The 17,303-nt window shown below is 64.3% G+C and carries 11 protein-coding genes and 1 pseudogene; 11 read left to right on the forward strand and 1 reads right to left on the reverse strand.

Annotated elements, in window-relative coordinates:
• The 11 genes and pseudogenes from DOM66_RS20090 to DOM66_RS09510 all read left to right on the forward strand — a co-directional run.
• Nucleotides 1-262: pseudogene (locus tag DOM66_RS20090) on the forward strand (Ig-like domain-containing protein); the annotation flags it as partial.
• Nucleotides 263-296: 34 nt separating this feature from the next.
• Nucleotides 297-6,095, forward strand: a complete 5,799-nt coding sequence (locus tag DOM66_RS19890; protein ID WP_110689979.1) for a VCBS domain-containing protein — start codon at nt 297-299, stop codon at nt 6,093-6,095.
• A gap of 66 nt (nt 6,096-6,161) precedes the next feature.
• Entirely contained in the window at nt 6,162-8,363 is a 2,202-nt protein-coding gene (locus DOM66_RS09470; protein ID WP_232825297.1) for a type I secretion system permease/ATPase, read from the forward strand.
• Nucleotides 8,353-9,750, forward strand: coding sequence for an HlyD family type I secretion periplasmic adaptor subunit (locus DOM66_RS09475; RefSeq protein ID WP_110678111.1), 1,398 nt, complete (start codon nt 8,353-8,355; stop codon nt 9,748-9,750). The genes DOM66_RS09470 and DOM66_RS09475 overlap by 11 nt, the downstream gene beginning before the upstream one ends.
• Before the next feature lie 42 nt (nt 9,751-9,792).
• Nucleotides 9,793-11,136, forward strand: a complete 1,344-nt coding sequence (locus DOM66_RS09480) for a TolC family outer membrane protein (RefSeq protein ID WP_157958893.1) — start codon at nt 9,793-9,795, stop codon at nt 11,134-11,136.
• Nucleotides 11,137-11,152: 16 nt separating this feature from the next.
• Entirely contained in the window at nt 11,153-13,072 is a 1,920-nt protein-coding gene (locus DOM66_RS09485) for an EAL domain-containing protein (protein WP_188115163.1), read from the forward strand.
• A gap of 60 nt (nt 13,073-13,132) precedes the next feature.
• Nucleotides 13,133-13,819, forward strand: a complete 687-nt coding sequence (locus tag DOM66_RS09490) for a transglutaminase-like cysteine peptidase (protein WP_188115164.1) — start codon at nt 13,133-13,135, stop codon at nt 13,817-13,819.
• Nucleotides 13,820-13,865: 46 nt separating this feature from the next.
• Nucleotides 13,866-14,462: an EF-hand domain-containing protein gene (locus DOM66_RS09495; protein WP_110689980.1), complete on the forward strand. Its 597-nt coding sequence runs from the start codon at nt 13,866-13,868 to the stop codon at nt 14,460-14,462.
• A 147-nt stretch (nt 14,463-14,609) separates the two neighbouring features.
• A complete protein-coding gene (locus DOM66_RS09500) occupies nt 14,610-14,918 on the forward strand; it encodes a glutaredoxin family protein (protein WP_232825298.1) in 309 nt (102 codons plus the stop codon).
• Nucleotides 14,919-15,142: 224 nt separating this feature from the next.
• Nucleotides 15,143-15,421, forward strand: a complete 279-nt coding sequence (locus tag DOM66_RS09505; protein WP_035475297.1) for a peptidylprolyl isomerase — start codon at nt 15,143-15,145, stop codon at nt 15,419-15,421.
• Nucleotides 15,422-15,609: 188 nt separating this feature from the next.
• Nucleotides 15,610-15,798, forward strand: coding sequence for a CsbD family protein (locus DOM66_RS09510; protein WP_106418413.1), 189 nt, complete (start codon nt 15,610-15,612; stop codon nt 15,796-15,798).
• A gap of 110 nt (nt 15,799-15,908) precedes the next feature.
• Here DOM66_RS09510 and DOM66_RS09515 read toward each other — a convergent pair whose 3' ends face one another.
• Nucleotides 15,909-17,159 carry a dicarboxylate/amino acid:cation symporter gene (locus tag DOM66_RS09515; protein WP_110678122.1) on the reverse strand — a complete coding sequence of 417 codons (1,251 nt, stop codon included), beginning with the start codon at nt 17,157-17,159 and terminating at the stop codon, nt 15,909-15,911.
• Nucleotides 17,160-17,303: the final 144 nt, after the last annotated feature.

Genomic DNA, 17,303 nt, shown 5'->3' on the forward strand with positions numbered 1-17,303 from the left:
CGGCTCCAATGGCGGTACCTTCACGCTGAACGCGGATGGTTCCTACAGCTTCGATCCGGGCTCGGCGTTCGATCGTCTGGGCGCAGGGCAAACGGATACTACCCAGATCGGCTACACAGTCAGCGATGGTCAGGGAGGCACGGCTACCTCGACGCTGACCGTCACAGTGACCGGCACCAACAATGCCCCGGTGGCAGTCGCTGATACCGGCAGCACGGGCGAGAATGACACCCTCAATGTCGCCGCCGCCCAGGGTGTCCTGGCCAACGACAGCGATGTCGACGGCGGCACGCTGAGTGTCAGCGCGGTCAATNNTGGGCACCGCCATCGCCGGCTCCAACGGCGGTACCTTCACGCTGAACGCGGATGGTTCCTACAGCTTCAATCCGGGAACGGCGTTCGATCACCTGGCCGCGGATCAGCAAGACACCACCCAAGTCAGCTACACCGTCAGCGATGGTCAGGGAGGCTCCGATACTGCCACCTTGACCGTGACAGTCACCGGTACCAACGATGCCCCGGTGGCACGGCCGGATGCTGCTGAGGTCACGGCCAAGCCGGACTTTGTCTATATCGCGACCGCAGAGGGTACGCTCGAAACCTGGAACTTGACCACGGGCAGCCAGACCAGCGTCGCGATCAGGGATGACGCCGGCAGTGCTATCCGCAATCTGGGGGATATTTCCAGCAGCGGCACGCCGGGTACGTTGTACGGTGTGGCTTTCACCGACTCGTCGAACGCTTCGACTCTCTACAGCATTCATGCCACGACGGGAGTGGCAACCGCGTTGGGATCCGTGTCAGGTCTCTCTCAGATCAACTCGCTGGCATCCATGCCGGATGGCAAGCTGGTTGCCGCCAGCGCTGTCACACCAGGGCTGTTCTCGATCGATCCGACAACGATGACCGCTACCAAGATTGCCGCGACCGGCTTCACCGCGGGCGGCGATCTTCAATATATCGGTAGTGACCACCTCTATGTCTCCGACTCGAGCGGACGGGTGCTCGAGGTGGCGCTGAACGCTGATGGCAGCATTCAGACCGATGTACAAGGCAATGCTTCCACGACCGTGGTGGCAAGCATGGGTAGCGATGTCTATGGGTTGGCACAGGGCGCCAGCGGTGACTTGCTGATCGTGACGACCGATGGTCGTGCCACTCCCATGAACGTGGAAACACATGCGCTCGGCACGCCGACCACACTCACGGCACTGAATGGCGGCACTATCTACGGCAGTGCCAGTGTCATCGATCCCGGTTCGACGTTGGCCAGCGGTAACGTTCTGGCCAACGACAGCGATCCGGAGAGCGATCCGCTGACGGTGACCAGCGTTGCCAATACGCAAGCGGGCACACAGTCCAGCGTTGCCAGTGGCGAGAGTGTGACCCTTCAGGGCGTCTATGGCACGCTCACGCTCGAGGCGGACGGTAGCTACAGTTATGCTCTGGATGCCAACCGTCAGGCGACCCGCGGGCTGCCTGAAGATGGCCGGAGCAGTGACGAGTTCACCTACACCATCAGCGATGGCCAGGGCGGTACCGACACATCCACCCTGACCGTGACGGTCATCGGCACCAACGATGCACCGGTCATCTCTGGGGTCGACACCGGCTCGGTGATTGAAGACACCAACGTCAACGCCGCGGGCAATCTGACGACCAAGGGCTCCTTGGCGGTCAGCGACGCTGACGATGGTCAGAGTGCCTTCGTGCCGGGCAATGCCAGTGCCGCCGCCGGCACACTGGGTACGCTTGCCATCACGGCCGGTGGCAACTGGAGTTACAGCGTTGCCAATAGCGCCGTGCAGTATCTGAAGGCCGGTGAGACCAAGGTCGAGAACTTCACCGTGACCACCCTCGATGGCACCGCGAAGACGATCTCGGTGACCATCGCGGGTACCAACGAGCTGCCTGAGGCAAGGGATGTCAGTGTCACCGGTACCGAAGATCCCTCCCCGCTGATTGCTGTCGACCTGTCCGGTACGGACGTGGATGGTTCGATCGCGAGCTTCCAGATCACATCGCTCGGGTCCAATGGCAAGTTCTACAGCGATGCAGCCGGCACTCAGCTGTTGACGACCGGAGCGACTCTCGCAGCCAGTGACAATGGGGCGACGGTCTACTTCAAGCCCGATGGCAACTGGTCGGGTACCACCTCGCTCAAGTACACGGCGACCGACGACCAGGGTGGCCAGGATTCGACGCCGGCGACGGCCACGATCAATGTCACGGCAGTGGCCGATGCGCCCTCGCTGACGCTGAGCGGCAACAGCGCCAACGGTAGCGGGTTGCTCAAGGAGACCTTTACCGGTCTACCCTTGGGCACCAGCGGCGACGGCGCCAATCCGGCGACACTACAGTCGACGATCGACGCGGCCGACACGCCGGCGACCAGTGGTAACACCACTGACGCCGCCAATGGCGATGTGCCCGTGGGAACCGCGACTCATATCTCCGGCCTGATGTATCTGGAGGCGGGCAAGACCTACACCTTCAGTGGAGTCGGCGATGACAGTATTCGTCTGCTGGTCGGCGGCAACGTGGTCGCCCAGGCGACCTGGGGGGAAACCAATGGCACTGGTGAGCCCAAGGGCGCTTACTCGGGCTCCTTCGTGCCAAGCGTGAACGGTTACTACACGCTCGATCTCTACCAGCACAATCAGAATGGTCCGGGGCACTACAGCCTCAATGTCGGTGTCGACGGCGGCGCGCCGGTACCGCTCAATACCACCAACTATGTGCTGATGCAGGATGTCAGCGCACTCGACGCCGCCAACGTCAACCACTCCGGGTTGCTCGGCAGCGATGGCCATGGCAACGGCTACTACCAGCTCTACGCCATGAACGAAGGCGATGAGGACTCGGTCATCCACCTGTCCAAGATCGCCGCGGCGTTGACCGATACCGACGGCTCGGAGACGCTTGGCGCTGTCACGCTGAGCGGGATTCCGGCAGGTGCCACCCTGAGCGATGGCAGCCATACCTTCGTCGGCAGCAGCGGCAGTGCCAGCGTGGATCTGAGCGGCTGGAACCTCGATACGCTGACGCTCAAGCCGGCGGCCAACTACAACGGCACGATCGATCTGACGGCTGCGGTCACCTCGACCGAGAAAAGCAACGATGACAGCGCCACGACCAGCGTGGCGATTCCGGTCACCGTGCATGCGATCAACGACGCCCCGGTAATCGTGGATCAAGGCTACAGTGCCACCGTTTCCGAAGAGGGCCTGCCGGGTGGTGTACCCGATACACAGGGCACCTCCGATACCACGGATTCCGCGACCGCCAGCGGTCGCGTGGTCGCCACCGATGTCGATGGCGACACGCTGACCTATACGCTGACGGCGCCCACCACGGCATTGACCTCGGGGGGCACCGCGATCACCTGGAGTGGCAGCGACAGCGGCACGCTCATCGGGTCGGCCGGCGGCAAGGAGGTGATTCGCGCCACCATCGATGCCAATGGCCAGTATCAGGTCACGCTGAAAGCCGGGGTCGACCATCCACAGAGCGGCGAAGATACCCTGAGCTTCGACCTCGGGGTCAAGGTCAGCGATGGCAGCCTGAGTGCCAATAGCCGTATCGGCGTCACCGTGGAAGACGACTCGCCGGTCGCAAAAACGATCCCGATTGACATCTCTCAGGGGGTAATCAACACCAACGTACTGCTGGTGGTGGATACCTCGTCCAGCATGAACGACAGGGTCGTGGTGGATGGCGTCGAGCAGACGCGGCTACAGGTTCTGCAGCAGTCGATTCGAGAGATGCTCGGTCGTTACGACGACATTGGCAACGTCAAGGTGGCGCTGGCGCCGTTCTCGGACCAGCTCGACAGCTCACCCAAGCAGTGGATGACGGTCGCCGATGCCCTCAAGGTGGTCGATGCGCTGCAGGCCAATGGCGGCACCAACTACGACTATGCGCTGAGCAATGCCCAGCATGCCTGGAACGGCAGTGGCAAGCTGACCGGTGATGTGCAGAACGTGTCGTACTTTTTCTCCGACGGTGCGCCGACGCTCTCCAGTCAGTACCCGACCAACTATACGCCGGTCGGCAATGATCACTACGTCTACAACGACGGCTCAACGACGGACGTTGGGCTCGGCGATGGTATCGATGCCAATGAAGAGGCGGCCTGGAAGGCGTTCCTGGGCAACAATTCCATCGACTCGCTGGCGCTGGGGATCGGCGGTGACGTCAGTCAGACCTATCTCAATCCCGTGGCCTACGATGGCCGCACCGGTGACGACACCAACGCGGTGATCATCCGAGACCTCAATGGGCTCGACGATGTCGTCGCGGGGACGGTGCAGATGCCGCTGCTGCAGGACGGGCTGCTGAGCGGTAGTGCGCACGGGCTGTCGCTGATGGGCGGGGATGGTGGCTTCGTCAAGAGCTTGGCGGTCGATGGTGTGATCTTCACCTTCGACAAGAGCAGCGGCGCCGTCACTGCCTCGTCGAGCGCTGCCACCTATACCTACGACAGCAGTTCGCACAAGCTTGGCGTCACCACGGAGCTGGGTGGCAAGCTGGTCATGGACATGGACGATGGCAGCTACCGCTACACAGCGAAGCTGGGCAGCTACGGTACCGACGCCATTCGCTATACCCTGAGCGATGCCGATGGCGACACCGCCAGCGGGGTGATGAACATCAACGTCAAGAACGGCGTGACCTCGGCGCAGGACGATCACATCATCACCAATATCCTGAGCCCGAGCCTGAGCATCGGCGCCGATGTGCTGCTCGCCAATGACGCCATCGCGGCGGGTACCACGGCGACCACCGACGGGTTGACGCTGACCACCGGCTGGAAGGATCGTGCATCCGATTTCACTGCGACCAGCGTACAGACCCAGGACAAGCGCAGCGTCGATGCTTTCTCACTGGATCGCAGTAGCTTCTCGACAGTGGGGCAGGCGGCCAACACCGCGGCAACCGTGGTGCGTGGGTACTTGGCGGGGGCTGGCCTGCTCGGCTTTGGCAGCAACGCCAACGATCTCATGACGTTGACCCTGCGCGCCGGTGAATCCCTGACCCTGGCGACCAATGTCGCCGGCAGTGTGGAACTGGCCTACAAGGGCTCGAATGACCATTACTTCACTGGGCTGGCCAATGGCGGCACTTTCACCAACACGAGCGGTGCCGACAAGAGCTATACCGTTGCGGTCATGAACGTGAAGGATAGTGGCTCCGGGGTGCTGGACGGTTATGGCGCGGAGACCTACGACCTGTCGATGAAGGTCGGTTATGCCAACGCCGCTGACATGACCACGACGCTGAGGACTGACTACACGCTCACCGATAGCGATGGCACTACCGACACGGCGGCGGTGACTGTCGACTACCATCGCGGGCAGACGCTGACCGGCACCGACGGCAACGACACGCTGATGGCCAACGACAGTGGCACGACGCTCCAGGGTGGCAAGGGTGACGATGTGCTGGTCGGCGGCAAGGGCAACGACACCCTCGTCGGTGGCGAAGGCAACGACGTTCTCATGGGGGGCGATGGCAACGACATCCTCACTGGTGGCGACGGCAATGACATCCTGCGCGGCGGCGAGGGCAACGACACCCTGAGCGGCGGTGCCGGGCGTGATACCTTGATCGGGGGTGCCGGCAACGACATCCTCGATGGCGGCCCGGGGGCCGATCGCCTCGAGGGAGGCAAGGGCAACGATATCCTCACTGGGGGCGACGGCAGCGATACCTTCGCCTGGATGCGTGGTGACCAGGGCTCTTCGAGTACCCCGGCGGTCGATCGCATCACCGACTTCAAGGGCGGTGACGGCGGTGACCGGATCGACCTCTCCGACATGCTCGACATCGGCAGTTCGAGTCTCTCCAACGCCGATCTTGCCTCATTGGCGGCGCAGCAACTGCACTTCGTCAAGGGCGAGGCCGGCGGTGCGCCGGGCAACGCCACCAGTGGCGGCTCGACGCTGGAGATCAAGACAGGTGGCCCGGAAGGGGCCGTGACCCAGAAGATCGTCTTCAGCAATGTCGACATGACCAGCCTGGGCGGCTCCGATACCGAGATCATCAAGACGCTGCTGGATCACGGCAACCTGAAGACGAACATGGACGGTTGAGGGGCGACAGCTTGAGACGCACCAGAATGAATAGCCACGACCATGGCATGGCAGGAGAGCACAGGTTTGGTTGATGAACCGACACCCCTTCGTCCCGATCCGCTAGGCGAGAAGGAGAGCGACCCGCTACTGGGGTCGCTCGTGTTCCTGTCGCGCCATCATGGCGTCCCGCGCTCGGGCGACGTGATCAGCGATGGATTGCCGCTGGACGAAGGGCGTCTGACGCTCGCCCTGGTGCCGCGCGCCGCACATCGTGCCGGGCTATCGGCCAAGCTCGTCAGCCAGCGTCCCGATCGGGTCGCCGACATCCTGCTGCCGTGTATCGTCGTGCTCCAGGGGCGCCGTGCTGCCGTGTTGCTCGAGCGCGATGCCGAGCGCCAGCAGGCGACGGTCTATCTCCCCGAGGCGGATGGCACCCAGGAGGTCGATATGGCCTCGCTGTGCGAACAGGCCACCGGGCAGATCATCTATGTGCGCCGCGAGCATCGCTTCGATGCGCGCGCGCCGGAGACGGTCAAGCTGGCCGACGGCCACTGGTTCTGGTCGACGCTCAAGCTCTCCACGCCGATCTATCGCGATGTCCTGATCGCGTCGCTGCTGGTCAATCTGTTCGCCCTGGCCGCGCCGCTGTTCACCATGAACGTCTATGACAAGGTGGTGCCCAACCTGGCCTTCGACACCCTCTGGGTGCTGGCGACCGGGATGGGCATCATCGTCGGTTTCGACCTGTTGATGCGCCAGGTACGCGCCTGGTTTCTGGACACCGCGGGCAAGAAGTCGGAAGTGCTGCTGTCTTCCAAGATATTTGCCAAGGTAATGAATCTGCGCATGGATGCCCGTCCGGTCTCCGTGGGGGCTTTCGTCAAGCACCTGCAGGAGTTCGACTCGGTGCGCGACTTCTTCACCTCGATGACCATGACGACCCTGGTGGACCTGCCATTCGCGCTGCTGTTCCTGCTGGTGGTATGGATCATCGGAGGCCCCCTGGTCCTGGTGCCGCTGGTCGCGCTGATCATTCTGATCGGCTACTCGATCGCCATTCAGTGGCCGCTGAAGCGCTCGATCGAGCTGGGCTCGCGCCTGGCCACCGAGAAGCACGCGCGGCTGGTCGAGAGCGTGGCCGGGCTGGAGAGCATCAAGCTCGCCAACGCCCAGGGCGAAACCCAGCGACGCTACGAGCGCGCCGTCGGCGAGATCGCCAAGTGGGGCGTCAAGAGTCGCAACCTCTCGACCTCGGTCTCGTCGTTGACCACCACGATCAACCAGCTCTCTACGGTGTGTCTGGTGGTGCTCGGGGTCTACTTGATCGGTGAAGGCAAGCTCTCGATGGGCGGTCTGATCGCTGGCGTCATGCTCACCGGGCGCGCGCTGCAGCCGCTGGCGCAGATGGCGCTGCTGATCACCCGTTTCGGTCAGACCCGCAGCGCCATGGCGGCGATCGACCAGATCATGCAGTTGCCCGACGAGGTCGAAGCGGACAAGAACTATGTCCATCGTGACCGCCTCAACATGCGGATCGAGTTCGATCATGTCGGCTTTCGCTACGGCGACGACTCCCCCGAGGTGCTCAGCGACGTCTCGTTCACCATCGAGCCGGGAGAGCGAGTCGCGATCATCGGCCGCATGGGCGCGGGCAAGAGTACCGTGCAGCGGCTGATGAGCGGCCTCTACCGCGCCTCCGAAGGCAGCGTGCGTATCGATGGTCTCGATATCAATCAGGTCCATCCGGCGGACATACGCCGGCATATCGGTTTCGCCGGTCAGGACAGCACGCTGTTCTTCGGCTCGATCCGCGACAACCTCATTCTCGGCCAGCCTTATGCCAGTGATGAAGCCATCCATCGCGCGGCTGACATCAGCGGGGTGTCCGATTTCACCCGGCGCGATCCGGACGGGCTCGACCGTCAGGTGGGTGAGGGCGGGCGGCTGCTGTCGAGCGGCCAGCGCCAGTCGGTGCTGCTGGCCCGGGCCATCCTCAGCAATCCGGCGCTGCTGCTGCTGGACGAGCCCGGCTCGTACATGGACAACCGCGCCGAAGCGCTGCTGCGGCGCACACTGCGGGAGCTACCGCGCAGCCAGACCCTGGTGCTGGTGACGCACAAGAGTGCGATGCTCGAGGTCGCCGAGCGCATCATCGTGCTCGACAGCGGCCGCGTGATCGCCGACGGGCCCAAGCCGACGGTGCTCAAGGCGCTCAACGAGGGACGTGTGCAGGCGCCATCCGAGGCGGCCTCGGCGCGGACGTCGGAGGCCAAGCATGGCGGGTAAGGTGCTCAAGTGGCCGCGGCCGACGGCCAAGGAGCTGGAGCTGGCCGACGACGCCAGCGCTGCGACCCTGCTGGCCACGCCCTGGCGTTCACGCATCCTGATCTGGGTGCTGCTGGCGTTCTTCGTCGCCTTCCTGGTGTGGGCGGGGCTCTCGAGTATCGAGGTGGTGACCCGCGGCATGGGGCAGGTAGTGCCCTCGTCGCGGCTGCAGACGATCCAGAACCTCGAGGGCGGCATCGTACGCGATATCTACGTGCAGGAAGGGGATCTCGTCGATGCCGGTCAGCCGCTGGCGCGCATCGACCCGACCCGGGCCAGCTCCGATCTCGCCGAGCGCGAGTCGACCCTGTCCGGGCTGCAGGCGACGGTGGCGCAGTATCAGGCCGAGATGGCGTCGGTGACGGTGAAGCCCAAGGCCGAAGACTGGCGCGATCAGGTTGCGGTGTCGACCCAACCGCTGCCGGTCAGCGACACCTTCCGGAAGACCAACCCGGACATCTACTCCGCCGCCGAGAATGCTTACAGCGCACGCCTCAGCAGTCTGCGCTCCCAGCTCGACCAGGCCTCGGCGCAGATCGAACAGCGTCAGCAGGAGTTGCAGGAGTTGCGCTCCAAGGCGCAGTCGCTCTCGCGCAGCTACCAGCTCTCGCGCCAGCAGCTCGGCATTACGGCACCACTGGTCAAGGAGGGCGTGGTGTCGCGGGTGGACCTGCTCAATCTGCAGCGCCAGGTCAACGACCAGCGTGGCGATCTGGAGTCTGCGCAGCTTTCCATTCCGGCCAAGCAGTCGGAGTTGCAGGAGGCGATCAGCAAGCGGCGCGACGTGGCGCAGCAGTTCCGCTCACGCAGTGCCGACGCCCTGAGCGAGGCGCGCGGCAAGCTGGACAGTCTGCAGCAGGGGCGCGCCAGCTTGCAGGATCGGGTCGACCGCACCCTGATCACCTCACCGGTGCGTGGCAAGGTGCAGTCGATCAACGTCAACACCATCGGCGGTGTGGTCGAGCCCGGCGCGAGCCTGATGCAGATCGTGCCGATCGAGGACAAGCTGTTGGTGGAGGCCAAGGTGGCACCGCGGGATATCGGCTTCATCCAGCCGGGGCAGCCGGCCACGGTCAAGCTCTCGGCCTACGACTTCACCATCTACGGTGGGCTCAAGGGCAAGGTGCTGCGGATCAGCCCGGACACCGAAGAGGACGACAAGGGCAACATCTACTACGTGGTCACCGTGCGTACCGACAGCAACCATCTCGGCAAGAACAGCGACGACCTACCGATCATTCCCGGCATGCAGGCCACGGTGGACATCATCACCGGCCGCCAGACCATCCTGCAGTATCTGCTCAAGCCGATTCTGCGGGCCCAGCAGAGCGCGATGCGTGAACGCTGAGGGGCCAGGAAGGGAACATTACAACGGAGAGACATGATTACCATGAGGCAATGGATCCTAGGCATCGGGGTGGCCGCGCTGGCGGGCAGCGTGCAGGCGCAGAGCCTGACTGAGGCCGTGACCCAAGCGGTCATGCAGTACCCCACCACGCGTACCGAGATGGCGCGTTACCAGCAGAATCTGGAGGACGCGCGGGCGCAGCGTGGGGCCTATCTGCCGTCGCTGAGTCTCGAGGGACGTGTCGGTTACGGTGCCAACGAGAGCGAGAGCAGTGGCGTCTCCCGCGATAGTGACGCGCACAGCTATCGGCGTGCGCAGCTGACGCTGTCGCAACTGATCTGGGATGGCAACACCACCGTCGAGCGGATTCGCCAGGCCGACGAAGAGAGCAACTACCAGCGCTGGCAGGTGGCGGCGGTGGCCAATCAGGTCGGGCTGACCACGATCCAGGCCTATCTTGATGTGCTGCGCAGCCAGCGGCTGGTGGAGCTGGCCCAGCGAAATGTCGATACGCACCAGCGCATCGCCGCCGATATCCGCCGCCGCTCCGAGCTGGGCGCGGGCACGGCCGCCGACACCATCCAGGTGGACGGCCGCATGTCTCAGGCGCAGGCGAGCCTGATCGCTGCCCGCAACAACCTCGACGATGCGACCTCGGCTTTCCTGCGCTACGTCGGTGAGACGCCGCGTAACCTGATGCTGCCGCCAGCGGTCGACATGAGCCGGGTACCGCAGTCCTTTGATGCCGCCATGGCCATGGCCACGGCGCAGAATCCACTGGTCGTCGCGGCCTCTCACTCGATCGCCGCCGCCCATCATGAAGTGGCCGCCAAACGCGGGGATTTCCTGCCCACCTTCCGCGCCGAGGCGAGCCGCCTGGCCAGCCGCGATTATGATTTCAAGGGCGACAGTGCCGACGACTGGAACGCCGATCTGGTGATGTCGTGGAATCTCTATCGCGGCGGTATCGACCTGGCCCAGTTGCACTCCCGGGAGGATGCCCTGCGCGCAGTGCGTTACGACAGCGACCGCTCGCTGCGCGAGGTTCGCGACGAGCTGCGACTGGCCTGGAACGCGCGCGACTACGTCTCCAGTCAGTTGCCATTTCTGAGCCGCTACGTCGAAGCCAGCCAGCAGACTCGGATCAACTACCGCAAGCAGTTCGATATCGGCCGGCGCACGCTGCTCGATCTGCTCGACAGCGAAACCGAACTCTACGACGCCGAGCGCTCCCAGGTAGATGCCGAATTCTCGCTGCGCCGCGCCAACTATCGGCTGCTCGCCGCCACGGGTCAGCTGCTCGATACGCTCCAGGTGGATGTCGGCCTGATCGCCGATGCCGGGGAAAGCTATCCGAGCACCACCCCGCCGGGGCCCCAGGGTTGAACAAGGAGAGGATGCTATGAGCCTGTTTCGGCGCTCGGTTGCCATCATGGTGGGGTTGCTGCTGCTGTTCTCGGCGGGCATTTTCGCCATCGAGGTCCGTCAGACCCGCGCCTCGCTGGCCGAGCGCCAGCAGGCCGATGTCGACAATATGGCCCAGGCGCTGAGTCTGTCGCTGGTACCGTTCGTCGAGATCGGTGACTGGACCAGTGCAGAAACCCTGATGCGCGCCGCCGCCGATGGCGGCGCGATGCGCCTGTTGCGACTGGAGGCGGTGGGGCGTGATCAGCCGCTGGTGATCTCCACCGATCGGGTCAGCAACACGCCGGCGTGGTTCCAGCGGGCGGTGTCGCTGCCCAACGCGGTCAGCGAGCGGGAGATCAGCGGCGGCTGGTCGGCGCTGGGCAGTATCCGGGTGGTCTCCGACAGCGCTGGCGCCTATGACCAGTTATGGTCGCTGGCGTTGAGCCTGCTCAGCTGGTTGGCGGTCGGCATGCTCGTGGTGGTGGTGCTCTGCGTGATCGGTGTCAAACGGCTGCTGGGTCCGCTCAACCGACTCTCGCGGCGCATCTCCGACATGCAGATCGACGGTTTCGACGAGCCGCTGCCGCCGAGCCGTGTCCATGAATTGCGGGGGATCACCGAGGCGGTCAATCGGCTCGGGGAGCGTCTCAATCAGCAGTTCGATCAGCAGGCCGATCAGGTCGTACGGCTACAGCGCATGACCGAGCAGGATGCGGTCTCGCAGCTCGGCAATCGCGCCTATCTGACCCGGGTTCTCGATGAGTGGCTGTCGGCCCCCGAGGGCGGTGCCCTGGTGATTCTGCGCATCGACCATCTCCAGGAGCTCTATCGGCGCGACGGTTTCGAGGCGCGCGACCAGGCGATCCGGGCGATCGGTCACGGTCTCAGGGGCGCGCAGCTGGGCGGGCGCGAGGTTCAGGCAGCGCGGCTCTCGGCCGAGGAGTTTGCGCTGGTGCTCCCCGACTGCGGTGACGATGTGCGCGAGCGTTGGCTGGCGGACACGCTCGACCGGGTGGACGATCTGGTCGATGCCAATCCGCTTTCCGAGACGCAGCAACACTATACGCGTGCCGGGGTGGTGTTGCGCGACGCGGGCATGAACCGCGAGGGTGTGCTGGCACGGGCCGACAGTGCCCTGCGCGATGCGATCGAGCTGGGCCAGCGCTGGGTGGTGGTGCGCCCGGAGAACACCCTCGCCGCGCGTGGGCGTCAAGAGTGGCGGCAGGTGATCGAGCGCGCGCTGGTGGAGCGCGACTTGAGCCTGGTGGCACAGCCGGTACTGCTGGCCGATGGCAGCGAGCTGCATCGGGAAGTGTTCGTGCGCCTCAACGAGGGCGACAAGCAGCACCCCGCTTACGTCTTCCTGCCGGTGCTCAATCATTTCCGCCTGGGCGCACGGCTCGACCGCAGCGTGCTCGACACCCTCGATGGCCTGGTCGGCAAGATCGCGGGGCGCCTGGCGGTCAACCTTACCGCGGATTCGCTGGCCGACCCCGAGGCGTATCGCGCCCTGGTCGCCTGGCTCGAAATGCACCCGCGGGTTGTTGCCATGCTCGATCTGGAGGTCAGTGAGGAGATCGCCCTGGAGCATCTCGACGTGGTACAGCAGCTGTTCCGCCTCGCCCACCGGCTGGGTGCCCGGTGCGGGGTCGACCGCTTCGCGCGCAACCTCCAGGCGATGGCCTATCTGTCGCGGCTGCGGCCCGACTACGTCAAGATCGACCAGGGATTCTTCGTGCGAGACGAGGTCGATACCGAGTTCCTGCGCAGTCTGTGCATGGCGGCGCATCAGGTGGAGTCGCGGGTCATCGTGACTCGTGTCGAATCCGACGAGCAGCGTCAGCGGGTCAGCGAGGTGGGGGCCGACGGCTATCAGGGATACCTGGCGCCGACCGCTCCGCTCGCACTGGACTGAGCCGTGGTCACAAGGTGGGCGGTTTGGCGCCATCGGCGCAGTGAGCGGCGAAGCCGGGGCATGGCGTGCGCGCCCCGCCGGTCCGGTAGCGTGGCCGCCTGGCTGGTTCTGGCGTGCCTGGTGGCGCTGCTCGGCGGCCAGACCGCGGTCGAGGCGTTGCCGCGACTGCCGCCGAAGTCGGAGGTCGTCAGGCTCTACGGCGCGGCGGGCTGGCAGCGGATCCAGCAGTGGCCGGTGCTGATCGATCGGCTGCAGGGGCGGTCGGTCGGTACCCAGCTCAAGGGCGTCAACGACTTCTTCAATCAGCTGCGTTTCCTCGATGACATCGACGTCTGGCACGTCAAGGACTACTGGGCCACGCCGTTCGAATTCCTGGGAGTCGGTGCCGGCGACTGCGAAGACTTCGCCATGGCCAAGTACCTGACGCTGCGCGAGCTGGGGGTGCCGGAAGACCAACTGCGGTTGCACTACGTCAAATATATTCCCTACGACCAGTTCCATATGGTCGTGACCTGGGCACCGACACCGACCACGCCGCCGGTGGTGCTCGACAATATCGACAAACGGATCGAGCCGGCGTCGCAGCGCAACGATCTGCTGCCGATCTACAGCTTCAACGGTAGTCATCTGTGGATCAGCAAACTCAACGGCAGCGGGCGCCAGGTCGGTGACGCCAGCCGCCTGAGCCTGTGGCAGAACTGGCAGCAGCGCCTGGAGCAGGGCACGCTGCGCGATCCGCGGCATTGACCCCCGCCTGGTGCTGGAGCCAACGCATGTTTTTAGGGAGAAAACGATGAACAAGGGAACGAATCGGTCTTGCTGGGCCAGCCTGGCGCTGGTCTCTGCCGGGGGCCTGCTGAGCGCCTGTGCCGCGCCGCAGGTCGGCCACGATGTCGTGGTCGAACGTCCGTCGGTGCAGGGGCCGGTGATGGTCAGTGCCGATCAGCTGTTCGATGCCGCGGATCATGATGGCAACGGCTATCTGACCCCGCTCGACGTCGAGCCGCTGGGGCTCGGCGGCAACTGGCATACACTGGATCTCAATGGTGATGGTCGCCTCTCACGCCAGGAGTTTCGGGCTCAATTCGCCACGCCACTCGTGCAGTCGGCGCTGACGCTGCCCAATGACTTGCGCACCACCCGGCCGGTGGTGGATGACAGTTACCGCCTGCCCCCGCAGCCGTCGTCCGAGCGTTATCAGCCCGCGTCGAGCGATGCGCCACCGCCGGCGACCATCAGCGTGCCGGACAATGCACCCATCGACTTGCCGGTGCTGATCGACAACGACTCGGCAGCGGGCGGTCTGGATGGCGCTGGCATGGATGATGGCGCTGGGATGGATGAGGGCGCTGGGATGGATGAGGGCGCCACCAGCGGCAGTGCCAACTGATCCCGAGCCGGGTCCGTTGGCCAGTGGCGTGCTATAGGGCTGTCGTAGACGGGCGGTCAGCGGCTACGCTATCGCAGGACGGCGACAAGATGCCGGTCAGCGATGGGACAAAAGATGTTCGAATGGATCAGGAGGCGGCTGCAACCCATGTCTGCGACGATAACACGCTCGGCAGAAGACCAGGCGGCGGTGGACGAGGCCGCGGCGCAACTGGCGCTCTACCACTTCCAGCGCTGCCCTTTCTGTGTGCGCGTGCGTCACCAGATCGAACGCCTGGGCGTGCCGATCGAGCTGCGCGATATTCAGCGCGACCCCGACCATCGACGCGACCTGATCGCCGGCGGCGGGCGCGGTATGGTGCCGTGTCTGCGCATCGTCCACGATGACGGCCAGGTCGAGTGGATGTACGAGTCAGCGGATATCAATCGTTACCTCGAGCAGCGTTTCGGTGGCTGAGAGGGTGCTTACAAAATGCCTGCGCTCGGCAATACTGCGTTGAAATCGACCTCAAAGTACTCATTTACCCCGTGTAAACTCCGTCTTTTCGGCCGATTTCGACTTGCCTTGCCTTAGCTCGCCGAATTTGTAAACACCCTCTGAGTGCGCAATCTGGCGGTGACGCGGCGCCTCGGCTTTCCGTAAAATGAGCGATCTTCATTCATCGTCTCAGGAGTGACCGCATGGCACAGGCCAGCGCCCGCCACATTCTCGTCGACAGCGAGCAGCAGTGTCTCGAGCTCAAGCAGCAGATCGAAGCCGGTAGCGACTTCGCGGAAGTCGCACGCCAGCACTCCAAGTGCCCCTCTGGCCGCCAGGGTGGTGAGCTGGGTACTTTCGGCCGTGGCCAGATGGTCAAGGAGTTCGATGAGGTCGTCTTCAACGGCGCCCTCAATGAAGTGCATGGCCCGGTGAAGACCCAGTTCGGCTATCACCTGCTGGAAGTCACCTCGCGCGGCTGATCACGGCGCGTTCCGCCGGGTGAGGTGCCTCTCCCGGCGGCGATGTGGCGGCGATGAGCGGCACAAAACGTTACGCGTATTTCCCCTTGATGACGGCCAGACCGGACTATCTTCAGAGAACGTGAGGCAGCGAGCGAGTCGCGGCCCGCGGGGTGAAAGGGAAGTCCCACGTCAGCGAGGTGAATGTCATGACACAGCGTTCGAAAGCCGACAAGGCGGAAGGTACCGTCGATAAGGTCGCCGGCAAGGTCAAGGAAGTGGCAGGCAAGGCCACCAAGGATCGCGAGCTGGAGGGCAAGGGCAAGGCCCAGCAGTCCAAGGGGCATCTCAAGTCCGCCAAGGGCGATCTCAAGGACGCCGCCAAACCGCGTCACTGATCCGCCCCAGCATCAGCACGGCCCCGACATCTGTCGGGGCCGTTGCGTTTCTGGAAGGTGTTCGTGAAAGGTCTATGTGACAGGCAGGCGTTGCGCCGGGTGCCCGCGCGTCAGAGACGGTTGTCGCTGTTGTAGATGGCCAGGTCCAGCTCCTTTTCGCTCTTGCCGACCAGCGTGGTGACCATCAGGTCGCCGGCCACGTTGACGCTGGTGCGCGCCATGTCGAGGATACGGTCGACCCCGGCGACCACGCCGATCGCTTCCAGCGGCAGGCCGATCTGGGCCAGCACGATGGAGAGCATGATCAGTCCCGCGCCGGGTACCCCGGCGGTACCGATCGAGGCCAGGGTGCCGGTGAGGATGATCATGCCGTAATCGGTCATCGATAGATCGACCCCCACCAACTGGGCGACGAACAGCGCCGCGACCCCCTGATAGATGGCGGTGCCGTCCATGTTGATGGTGGCGCCCACCGGCAGCACGAAGCTGGAGACCCCTTCGGAGACGCCGAGATTCTTCTGCGCGCAGCGGATCGAGACCGGCAGGGTGCCCGACGACGAGGCCGAGGAGAACGCCACCACCAGTGCATCGACGATCCCGCGCAGGTAGCGGCTCGGGTTGAGCCGGCCGAGCAGCGCGATCATGCCGCTGTAGACCACCAGCACGTGCACCACGCAGGCCAGATAGACCACACCGATCACCTTGGCCAGCGGCAGCAGCACGTCCAGCCCGTACTGCCCCGAGACATTGGCGATCAGGCCGAACACGCCGAACGGCGCGAACGCCATGACGATCGCGGTCAGCTTGTACATCGCTTCGGCGAAGCTCTCGAACACCCGCACCACTGGCTCGCCCTTGTCGCCGATCAGCATCAGCGAGATGCCCAGGCCGATGGCGAAGACGATGATCTGCAGGATGTTGCCTTCGATCATCGCCTGCAGCGGGTTCTTGGGTACCAGACCGACCAGGATATCGATCAGCGAGGGCGCTTCACCCGCCTGCGGTGCTGCGCTCATCGAGGCGTCGGCGCCGACACCGGGCTGGAACAGGGTCGCCGCGACCAGGCCGATGGCGATGGCGAAGGCGGTGGTGATCAGATAGAGGGCGATGGTGCGGGCACCCACGCGGCCCATCTTCTGCGGGTCGCGCATGCCGGTGATCCCCACCACCAGGGTGGAGAACACCAGCGGCACGATCAGCATCTTGATACCGTTGATGAAGATGTCGCCGAGGGGCTTGAACAGACTGGCGTCCTTGCCCATCAGGGCGCCGGCGAGGATACCCAGCAGCAGACCGGCGATGATCTTCTGCCATAGCGGAGTACGTCGCCACAGGTTGGGGCGAGACGGGGTCGTTGTCATTTACGTGTTCCTTGCGCAGGCCAGATTGTCGGAGGCAAAAGCGCGCATTCTACCCATCCCGCAGGCGTTTGCGATCCGACCATTCACAACCGGGATGAGGTATAACACGATTACGACCAAAGTCGCGTATGGCGCCCGCTGCCG

The organism is Salinicola endophyticus (assembly GCF_003206575.1).
In the GTDB taxonomy this organism is placed as follows: Bacteria; Pseudomonadota; Gammaproteobacteria; order Pseudomonadales; family Halomonadaceae; genus Salinicola; species Salinicola endophyticus.